Origin of the sequence: Cohnella sp. GbtcB17 (assembly GCF_019091135.1) — a bacterium.
In the GTDB taxonomy this organism is placed as follows: domain Bacteria; phylum Bacillota; class Bacilli; order Paenibacillales; family Paenibacillaceae; genus Cohnella.
The window spans coordinates 42,778-52,500 of record NZ_JAGXJW010000056.1 but is presented as its reverse complement, the minus strand read 5'-3'; the positions used below and the strand labels follow the sequence as shown (position 1 = coordinate 52,500).

At 60.5% G+C, this 9,723-nt stretch carries 8 protein-coding genes; 1 reads left to right on the top strand and 7 read right to left on the bottom strand.

Going from position 1 to position 9,723, the window contains the following annotated elements; translation table 11 throughout:
• The 5 genes from glgB to KVT38_RS26115 all read right to left on the bottom strand — a co-directional run.
• A partial coding sequence (gene glgB / locus KVT38_RS26135) for a 1,4-alpha-glucan branching protein GlgB (protein WP_217596690.1) occupies positions 1-1,298 on the bottom strand: 1,298 nt, incomplete at its 3' end.
• Positions 1,299-1,522: 224 nt separating this feature from the next.
• Complete coding sequence (locus tag KVT38_RS26130; protein ID WP_217596689.1) at positions 1,523-2,797, bottom strand: methyl-accepting chemotaxis protein; 1,275 nt, start codon at positions 2,795-2,797, stop codon at positions 1,523-1,525.
• Between the two features lie 197 nt (positions 2,798-2,994).
• Positions 2,995-4,476: an L-arabinose isomerase gene (gene araA, locus KVT38_RS26125; protein WP_217596688.1), complete on the bottom strand. Its 1,482-nt coding sequence runs from the start codon at positions 4,474-4,476 to the stop codon at positions 2,995-2,997.
• Positions 4,477-4,681: 205 nt separating this feature from the next.
• The gene (locus KVT38_RS26120) at positions 4,682-4,912 is read right to left on the bottom strand and encodes a DUF3892 domain-containing protein (RefSeq protein ID WP_217596687.1); all 231 of its coding nucleotides are present in this window, start codon (positions 4,910-4,912) and stop codon (positions 4,682-4,684) included.
• A 68-nt stretch (positions 4,913-4,980) separates the two neighbouring features.
• On the bottom strand, positions 4,981-7,011 hold the full coding sequence (locus tag KVT38_RS26115; protein WP_217596686.1) for a beta-galactosidase: 2,031 nt from the start codon (positions 7,009-7,011) through the stop codon (positions 4,981-4,983).
• 117 nt (positions 7,012-7,128) lie between these two features.
• Here KVT38_RS26115 and KVT38_RS26110 point away from each other — a divergent pair, with 117 nt between their 5' ends.
• Complete coding sequence (locus KVT38_RS26110) at positions 7,129-7,959, top strand: AraC family transcriptional regulator (protein WP_217596685.1); 831 nt, start codon at positions 7,129-7,131, stop codon at positions 7,957-7,959.
• A gap of 119 nt (positions 7,960-8,078) precedes the next feature.
• Here KVT38_RS26110 and KVT38_RS26105 read toward each other — a convergent pair whose 3' ends face one another.
• Positions 8,079-9,059 (bottom strand): sugar kinase, encoded by a 981-nt coding sequence (locus tag KVT38_RS26105; protein ID WP_217596684.1) that lies wholly within the window; start codon positions 9,057-9,059, stop codon positions 8,079-8,081.
• The gene (locus KVT38_RS26100; protein ID WP_217596683.1) at positions 9,056-9,697 is read right to left on the bottom strand and encodes a bifunctional 4-hydroxy-2-oxoglutarate aldolase/2-dehydro-3-deoxy-phosphogluconate aldolase; all 642 of its coding nucleotides are present in this window, start codon (positions 9,695-9,697) and stop codon (positions 9,056-9,058) included. The genes KVT38_RS26105 and KVT38_RS26100 overlap by 4 nt, the downstream gene beginning before the upstream one ends.
• Positions 9,698-9,723 lie beyond the last annotated feature (26 nt).

Here is a 9,723-nt window from a genome sequence, read left to right as displayed (position 1 = left end):
TGGTCGCGGGCCAGCGGGAGCACGTAATTTACGGCGTAGGCGTACACCGTCGAGAAGGTGGCCAGATGGTGCACCTCGGAACGATGCGCCGGCTCGGGCTCCATGTTTCTGAGCATGCCGTTCATCCAGCCCATGTTCCATTTGTAATTAAACCCGAGCCCCCCCAGGTAAACCGGAGCCGTAACGCCCGGCCATGCCGAGGAGTCCTCTGCAATGACGAGCGCGTTCGGATAATAGCGGAACACGACTTCGTTCAGCTTGCGGATCCAGTCGAGCGCGTCGAGATTTTCGATGCCGCCGCGCTTGTTCCTCGTGTGCATCTCAGGCGGCTTGTCGAAGTTCAGGTCGATCATGCTGGCAACGGCGTCGACACGGATGCCGTCGATATGATACACGTCCATCCAGAAAAGCGCGTTCGAGATCAGGAAGCTCTGAACCTCCGGCCGGCCGAAGTCGAACGCCAGCGTGCCCCAAAGCGGCTTCTCGGCGACCCGCCAATCGCCTGGCTCGTAGAGCGGCTCGCCGTCGACCCGGCGAAGTCCGTGGTCGTCCTTGCAGAAATGGCCGGGCACCCAATCGAGAAGCACCCCGATTCCGCGTTGATGACACCGGTCCACGAGCCTTTTGAGTCCGTCGGGATGTCCGTACCTGCTGGTCGCCGAATAATAGCCGGTCGTCTGGTAGCCCCAGGAGCGGTCGAACGGATGCTCCGTGAGCGGCAAAATCTCGATATGGGTATACCCGTTGTCCGCAACGTAATCGACGAGTTCGCCCGCGAGCCGTTCGTACGTCCAGAATTGCTCGGGGCCGTCGATTCGCCAGGAGCCCAGATGCACCTCGTAGATGAGCATCGGCCGTTCGTAAGGCTTGCTTCGGCCCCTCCTCTCCTGCCACGAATGATCTTCCCAAGGATAATTATCCAAATTAGCCACGATGGAAGCGGTCCCCGGGCGAAGCTCCGAGAAAAAGGCGAAGGGATCGGACTTCAGGAAGACGCGCCCGGCGGCGTCCACGATCTCGTACTTGTAAGCCGCGCCCTCGGCGATGCCCGGAAAGAACGCCTGCCACACGCCGGTCGTGCCGGACGGCGCAAGCGGGTGCGAGTCGCCGCGCCAACCGTTAAAGTCGCCGGCAAGCCTGACTTCGCGGGCATGCGGCGCCCACACGGCGAACCGAGTGCCCCGAACGCCGTCCCGTTCGCAAGGATGCGCGCCGAACGCGCGATAAGCGCGAAACAATTCTCCGTTGTTGTACAAATACAGATCATGCTGCGATACCGATGCCGTACCGGTCGTCATATCGGAACCTCCTTGGCGGACGAAGCGGCGGAATCGCCAATCGCGTCATTTTTTTGTCAATATTCCTCACATAAACAAGCGCTATTACGTTTATTATAGAGGAATATTCATGCCTTTTCATCCGTCTTTTCCAAAAATATTTTTCGGCGACAGACCATAAAATAACCTCCCGCGTCAGTCCCGACCAAAGGACCGGCAGGAGGTTCCTAAGCCGCTTCTTTTGCCTATCGATTAAAGTAGGAGGCTTGTTCCTTGAGCGTCAGCGACTTCGCCCGCAGCGATTCGGACGAGGCCGCGATCTCCTCCATCACCGCCGTCTGCTCCTGCGACGCGGAGGACACCTGCTCGGCCCCGCCGCGTATCTCGCCCGCCACCTCGGCCACCCGACGCGCTTCGCCAAGCGTCCGCCCCGCCTGTTCGGCCTGCTCCGACATCCGGCTCGCGATCCGTTCGACGATGGCGCCGACCTCGGCGGCTTCCCTCGCCACGATGCCGAACGCTTCGGCGGACGCCTTGCCCTGCGCTGCCTCGCGCTCCGCCACCCGGGCCTGGCGCTGGATATGCCCGACGCAGGCGCCGACCTCGGTCTGAATCTGCGCGATCAGCTGGCGAATGTCCTTGACCGCGCTCGCGCTCTGTCCTGCCAACGTCTTGACGGCCTGGGCGACGACGACGAAGCCTCGGCCTTCCTCGCCCGCCCTCGCCGCCTCGATCGATGCGTTAAGCGCGAGCAGGTTCGTCTGCTCGGCGAAGTCGCCGACGACGTTCGATATCGCGCCGATCTTGTCGGCATTGTCTCGCAGACGGTCCACGATCCCGAGCGCCGTGCGGTTTTGCTCGGCCAGCTGATCCATGCCCGACACCATCGAGCTGAACACCGCCTCGCTCCGCGCAACCGTATCGTTCATGCGCCCGGTCTTTTCCTTGGCCGCAGCAGCGCTCTCGTCGGCGATCCGGGCGGCTTCGGCCAGCCGTTCGGCAGACGTCTGCATCGCCTCGGCGGACGCGAACTGCCTCTCCGTACCTTCGGTGATCCGCTCGGCATGACGGGACATCTCTTCGATCCGAAGCGCCGCTTGCGTGATGGCGCCCTGCAGCTCGGCTGCATGCTGGTCCGTCTGGGCCGAGTTGTCCAATATGCCGCCCGTGATGTTTTTCAGCCGGTCGAGCATGCCCTGGAAAGCCGCTCCTAGCTGCGCCAGTTCATCCCCCGATCCCCCCGCATGCACGCGTATGCCGAGATTGCCCCGCTCGGCCTCCTGCGCCCCCGCCGTCAGCGAGAGCAGCGGACGCAGCAGCCATTTTGCCGCGAAGAAGCCGAACAGCCCCGTCCAAAAAACGCCGAGCGCCAGCGTCAAAAGAACGAATACCCAAAAGGGCAAAAAATCAAACGTTCCCTTCATTTCGAGCAGCACAAAAGCGCTTGTCGCATACGTAATGCCGGACACCAGCGTGATGCCGACGACCATTTTCGCGACGATCCCCATCCGTTTGTTCATGTCGAAGCCTCCGTCATTATGTCTAAAGGACTACATGACAAAGTTCGACTCCGGCCGCGCGCATCCTCTTGTCCATTCGGTGACAATCACAGTCGTGTTTGTGTCGAAATTGCGTCGAGAGGTTGTCCGATCCGTGAACAGAACAAAACGCCTGGCAAAAAAGCGCCCGACGTTTTGTTTTTTTCGAGAAGTTTAAATCAGCGGCCCCAAGCGGCCTGACCGAACCGAAGCTCGTTTTTAAGCTGCCTCGTATTCGTCGATGCGTCGATGACGATCGTCTCGATGCCGGCCAGCTCGGCGAAGTCGAGCAGCTGCTCCGTCGTCACCGCGAACGAATAGACGGTATGATGTGCGCCGCCTACCAAAATCCAGGCCTCCGCGCCCGCCGACAGCGACGGCTCCGGCTTCCAGAGGACGCGGGCGACGGGCAGCTTCGGCATCTCGCGTTCGACCGGCACCCCGTTCACCTCGTTCACGATCAGACGGAAGCGCGTTCCGAGATCGACGATCGAGGCGTTCAGCGCCTTGCCTCCCTTGCCGTCGAAGACGATCCGTGCCGGATCGGCTTTACCGCCGATGCCGAGCGGATGAACCTCGATGCGAGGCTTGGAAGCGGCGAGCGTCGGGCACACCTCCAGCATATGGGCGCCCAGCACGAGCTCGTTGCCCGTCTCGAAATGATACGTGTAGTCTTCCATGAAGGAGGTATCCTTGCCGTCCGCGATGATTTTCATCAATCGCGTGAGCGCCGCGGTTTTCCAGTCTCCTTCGCCCGCGAAGCCGTAGCCTTGCTCCATCAGGCGCTGTACGGCCAGGCCCGGCAGCTGCTCGAGTCCGTGAAGGTCCTCGAACGTCGTCGTAAAGGCGGTGAAGCCGCCTTCGTCCAGGAATCGCTTCATGGCGATCTCCAAGCGCGCCTGGTAAGCGATCGCGTCGCGCACCGGCCCTTCCGTGCGGCCCGCTTCGACGATCTCGTAGCGGTCGGCGTACTCGCCGAGCAGCGCTTCGACTTCGGCGCCGCTCACCGCTTGGACGTATTGGACGAGGTCGCCCACGCCATGCGTATTGACCGACCAGCCGAATTTGATTTGCGCTTCGACCTTGTCGCCTTCGGTCACCGCTACCTGCCGCATATTGTCGCCGAACCTAACGACCTTAAGCCGCTTGCTCTCGTTCCAGGCGACGGCCGTGCGCTGCCAGGCGCCGACGCGGGCATGAACGTCCTCGCTCGACCAATGGCCGACGACGACCTTGCGGGCGATGCCGAGACGCGCGCCGATGAAGCCGTATTCGCGGTCGCCGTGGGCGGCTTGGTTCGTATTCATGAAGTCCATGTCGATCGAATCCCACGGGATGTCGCGGTTATACTGCGTATGCAGATGAAGCAGCGGCTTGCGCAGCTCGGTCAGACCCGCGACCCACATTTTGGCCGGTGAAAACGTATGCATCCACGTGATGACGCCGGCACAGTCCTCGTCCGCGTTCGCTTCGTTAAGCACGCGGCGAATCTCTTCCGGCGTCGTCACGACAGGCTTGAACAGGATCGGATAAGAGACGCGCTTCGACAGCGCTTCCGCGATCTCGCGGGAATGGGCGGCTACTTCTTCGATCGTCTCCGGACCGTACAGATGCTGACTGCCGGTGATGAACCAAAACGTGTAAGGCTTCACTTGAAGCATGACGTTACCTCCTTGAATAAAAAGCGAATAAATACGTTTATGAACACTTACTTGTACGTACCTTTACACTAATATAATAACGAAGGTCGCGCATACAATCAACACTTGTATGTACATGTTTGAAAAAGAGGCAAAAAAACGCGAAAACGCCGCCTTTGCCGCTTCGAGCAAGCGGTAAAGGCGGCGCCGCAAAGCGCTTATCGCATTAGAATCCGGGCAAGTTGTCCAGATTGTTGTCTTCCCGTCCGTCCGGATTCGAGCGCAGATGCTCGTCCCCGTCGCGGCCGCGGAAAACGTTGACGTTTTCGATTTGATCGTTTTTGGCCATCTGCTGCGCTTCCTTGTAGCCGACGACTTGGCCCGAAGACAGCTTCAGCCCCACGATGTCGCCGTCGCCGTTTTTGCGAACGGCAACGACTTGCTCACGATTCGCCATGTTTTCCACCTCCTGTCGGGGCTTAGGATGCCACAGGAGACGGCACGGTATTCATCGCGAAGCCTGCATTACTTCAGGGCTTGAATGATCATTACGCCTCGCGCAGGCACCTCTGCGCGTCCCGGCGCATCCGCGCCGGAGAGCAGATCGGTGCCGTTCACGTCGAATCTGACGACGGCAGGCTCCGGGTTGTGGTTCAGCAAGAACAGGAAGCGCTCCTCGCCTTTGACGCGCACCGTCGCCTCTACGCCGCCAGGCGCGCTGACGAGCGGCATGATCCCCTTGTCCTCGCATAGCTGCCCGAGTAAATCCTCGAGGAAAGAAGCCTCGGGACTCGTCGCCACGTACCAGGCCTCTCCTTCGCCGAAGCGGTTGACCGTTAAGCAAGGCATGCCCGCGTAAAAGTCGCAGCCGTACTCGGCGACGACCTGCGCGCTCTCGGCATGGATCAGATCGCACAATACGCCGCATTCGTAGCTGCCGGACAAGCGGCCCTGGCCGCCGTCCTTCACGACGATCGCGTTTTTCGCGTCCGGGAACAGGGCATCGATCTCCTCCGCCCAAATGCCGAGCAGCTTGCGAAGCTCGCCGGGATAGCCGCCGACCGTGACGATGTCGTTTTCATTGACGATGCCGCTGAAAAAAGTCGTCACGAACGTGCCGCCTGCCGCCGTAAACGCTTCGGCCCGCTTGGCGAAGCCCGGCTTCACCATATAGAGCACCGGCGCAATGACGATGTCGTACCCGGCAAGGTCGTCCTCGACGCCGATCATATCGACGGGGATATGTTGTTTAAACAAAGCGTCGTAATACTTGTGCACTTCGTCCACGTACTTCAAATGCACGGTCGGGCCGCTCGACAGGTCGAGCGCCCAGCGATTTTCCCAATCGAACAATATCGCCACCCGCGCGCCGCTCCGAGCGTCCAGCAGCCTGCCCCCGAGCCGGTCGAGCTCCGCGCCCAAATCCGCGCATTCGCGGAAGACGCGGGTATGCTCATGGCCTACGTGCTCGATGACTGCGCCGTGATATTTCTCGCAGGCGCCGATCGAACGACGAAGCTGGAAAAACATGACGGTGTCCGCGCCGCGCGCGACCGCCTGATAGCTCCAAAGGCGCATGACGCCGGGACGCTTCAGCGAATTGACCGGCTGCCAGTTCTGCTGGCTCGGCGTCTGCTCCATCAGCATGAACGGCTGCCCTTGCCGCAGTCCGCGCATCAGGTCGTGCGTCATCGCCGTCAGGCTGACCGGCGTATCGAGCGACGGATAGTTGTCCCAGGAAATGACGTCGAGATAGGGCGCCCATTTAAAGTAGTCCAGCTCCGGATAAAGACCCATCAGGTTCGTCGTTATCGGCACATGCGGCGTATGCTTCTTGATCTCGTCGTATTCGATGCGATAGCATTCGAGCAGGCTGTCGGACATAAAGCGGCGGAAATCGAGGGATATGCCCTGGAAATTCGTCCGGTTGCCGTCCCACTCCTCGCTCAGCGCGTTCGGCAGCACGATCTCTTCCCAGTCATAAAACGTGTGCCCCCAAAACCGCGTGTTCCAAGCTTTGTTAAGCGCGTCAAGCGTGCCGTAGCGCGCCTGCAGCCACGTTCGGAAAGCCGTTTCGGACTGTTCGCTGTAATCGTACCCGCCGTATTCGTTCGACACATGCCAGATCAATACGGCCGGATGATCCTTATACCGCTCCGCGAGCTTCCCCGCCAAAGCCTTGGCGAACCTGCGGTAGACCGGACTGTTCGGATTGGAGTTGTGCCGGCCGCCGAATTTGCGTTTGCGACCTTGGTAATCGACCCGCGTCACCTCCGGATATTTGCGAGCCATCCAGGCGGGATGCGCACCCGTGCCCGTCGCCAGGCAGACGTACACGCCATTGCGGTACAGACGATCGATCGTCTCGTCCAGCCAAGCGAAGTCGTAGGTGTCTTCGTCCGGTTGAATGAGCGCCCAGGAAAATACGTTAACGGTCGCCACGTCGATGCCGGCAAGCGTGAACATCCGATCGTCCTCGGCCCACGTTTGCGGTTCCCATTGCTCCGGATTGTAGTCTCCGCCGTACCAGATTTTCGGCAGCTTATGATTGATCATGTCCGCGCACATCCTTTATCATATAAATATATTTTCATTTTATCTCACTTCGAATTTCGGCAAAATATAATCATTTCCCGATTCGATATAAGAAAAAAACAGGATGTGCGAGGGACCATGAAGACGTATAGAAGGTTCGCGATCCCCTCGGGACAGACGGGCCAGCTCCCTTTGTTCGTAGAGACGATCGGAACGGTACGCGAGGAAGGAAAAATCGCCCGTGCGACCGGTTATCCTTGTTACCATTGGCTGCAAACCTTGAACGGCGAAGGCAGCTTCGCGGTCGAAGGGCGCAAATACAGCTTGCCTGCCGGATCGGGGATCCTCGTGCCGCCGGAAATGCCGCATGCTTACGAACCGGTATCCGAGTCGTGGGAGACGGTTTACTTGACGTTCGGCGGAACAGCGGCGGCCGCGATGCTCATCGCGCTCGGCCTTATCGAGCCCGCGCCGGTCCGATGGGATAAGAATTCTCCTTTGGCCGGTTACCTGGAGCAAATGCTGGATCGCATCGAAGCCGACAACGATCCGTTCGGGCTCGATGCGTCCGCGGACGCCTACCGCTTCCTGCTCACGCTGCGGCGCCACGGTCGTTCGGGCAGACAGGATTCGGTTGAGCGCGCCTCGGAGCGGTTGCGCCCGCTCATCGAATGGATGGAGCGGCGCTATGACGATCCAAGCGCGGGGCTCGCCGATATGCGGGCCGTGCTAGGCATGCCGCCCAGCACGATGAATGAGCTGTTCCGGCGTGCGTTTGGCCAGCCTCCCTACGACTACCTTATCGATCTGCGAATTCGCAAGGCGAAGGAAATGCTGATCGGACGTCCGCAGGAGAAGGTCTCGCGAATCGCGGCGCTCGCGGGCTTCCGCGATTCGAGCCATTTCGTCGCCACGTTCAGACGCAAAACCGGGCTGCCGCCGGACAAATTCAGGCAGCTGTACGAATAAATACGCGGCATCCCGCCGTACAGGCTTTAGAAGCCTGTACGGCGGGATGCCGCGCATCGTAATTTCTTGCTGCGAGTCGCATCGCTATCCGAAACGATTCGTTAATGAATGAAACTTGATTAACGCGTTACTTCATTGCCGCCGCTCAGCATGCGAAGCATCTCTTCTCGGCGCGGCATGCCCTCCCAGTCGCCTTTGAACTGCGTCGCCAGCGCGCCGAGCAGGTTGGCGCGGTCGAGCGCCGACTTGAGATGGGCGCTGTCGCTTTGCCGTTCGTTTTCGAGCCAGGCGGACAAAAATCCCGACGCGAAGGCGTCCCCTGCGCCAACCGTATCGACGACGCGCTTCACGACATGGGGCTCCGCCATAACGGCGGCTTGGGAGGAAAAGGCGACGGAACCCTGCTCGCCCAGCTTCAGCACGACGATCTTAGGCCCCATGCCCATGAAGTCGGAACCGTACTCGGCTTCGCTCTTGGAACCGAGCAGAAACTCGGCTTCTTCCAGGCCAGGCATGAACACGTCGCAGAGCGGGATGAGGGACAGCAGCGTTTGACGCGCCTTTTCCTCGGACCAAAGCTTGCGCCGCAGATTCGGATCGAACGAGACGGACAGTCCCTCGTTGCGGGCGGCGATCATCGCCGCGCGAATCGCATTTTCGGCGCTATGACTAAGCGCGGGCGTGATGCCCGTTACATGCAGATGGCCGGCGTTCGCGAACCACTCCGGACGGATCTGCTCCTGCGACAGCGTGCTGGCCGCCGAGCCTTTGCGATAATAGTAGACGTTCGGATCGCCGTAACCTTTGAATTCTTTGAAGTAGATCGCAGTCGGATGACTGTCGTCGCGTTCGGCCAGGCTCGTATCCACGCCTTCGCCCGCCAGCGTCGACAGAATCAGATCGCCGAACGGGTCTTTGCCCAGGCGGCTGATCCAGCGCACCTTAAGCCCCATGCGCGACAGCCCGATCGCCACGTTCGACTCCGCGCCGGCGACGGACCGCGTGAAAAGCGGCGCGTAGGCCAGCGGCCCGTCGTGAATCGGCTGCATGAGCACCATGCTCTCGCCGATGGTGACGACGTCCGCCCAATTCGCGCTCATGCTTCCGCTCCTGCGCGCACGGCATCGGCGAACGCGCGAGCCCGCGCCGTAAGCTCCTCGAACCGGTCTTCGGCGATCAGCTGCTTGTCGACGAGATTGCCGCCGAGCCCGACCGCCACGGCGCCGGCATCGAATACCGATTGAATGTTGCCCAGATTGACGCCGCCGGTCGCGATCATCGGAATGTGGTTCAGCGGCGCGCGAATTTCCTTCAGGTATCCGGCTCCGAGAGATGCGAACGGAAATACTTTGACGGCCGAAGCGCCGGCCTTGTACGCCTTGACGATCTCGGTCGGCGTCATCGTGCCCGGCCACACTTCGATTCCGTTTTCAGCGCCGTAGTAGACGATCTCCTCGTCCAGGTTGGGCGAGATGAGATATTCGGCTCCCGCCGCCACCGCTTCCTTCGCCTGTCCGATGTCGAGGACCGTGCCCGCGCCGATCCGGAGCTTGCCCGCGTACTCTTCGCGGAAGCGGGAGATCATCCCGAGCGCTCCGTCCGTGTTAAGCGTCACCTCCAGAAACACGATTCCGCCGTCCGCCAGCGCTTTCGCCGTCCTGTCTCCTTTCGCTTCGTCGATTCCCCGGATAATCGCCACGATTTTCTCGCGCGACAGCTCTTCAAGCAGCTTTTTCATGAACGACCACTCTCCCCATACAATTC

Bases quoted from the DNA above. Each gene is read 5' to 3' on its own strand.
- araA (WP_217596688.1), bottom strand. From the start codon at position 4,476: ATGCTTCAAGTGAAGCCTTACACGTTTTGGTTCATCACCGGCAGTCAG.
- KVT38_RS26100 (WP_217596683.1), bottom strand. From the start codon at position 9,697: ATGAAAAAGCTGCTTGAAGAGCTGTCGCGCGAGAAAATCGTGGCGATT.
- KVT38_RS26130 (WP_217596689.1), bottom strand. From the start codon at position 2,797: ATGAACAAACGGATGGGGATCGTCGCGAAAATGGTCGTCGGCATCACG.
- KVT38_RS26110 (WP_217596685.1), top strand. From the start codon at position 7,129: ATGAAGACGTATAGAAGGTTCGCGATCCCCTCGGGACAGACGGGCCAG.
- KVT38_RS26120 (WP_217596687.1), bottom strand. From the start codon at position 4,912: ATGGCGAATCGTGAGCAAGTCGTTGCCGTTCGCAAAAACGGCGACGGC.
- KVT38_RS26115 (WP_217596686.1), bottom strand. From the start codon at position 7,011: ATGATCAATCATAAGCTGCCGAAAATCTGGTACGGCGGAGACTACAAT.
- KVT38_RS26105 (WP_217596684.1), bottom strand. From the start codon at position 9,059: ATGAGCGCGAATTGGGCGGACGTCGTCACCATCGGCGAGAGCATGGTG.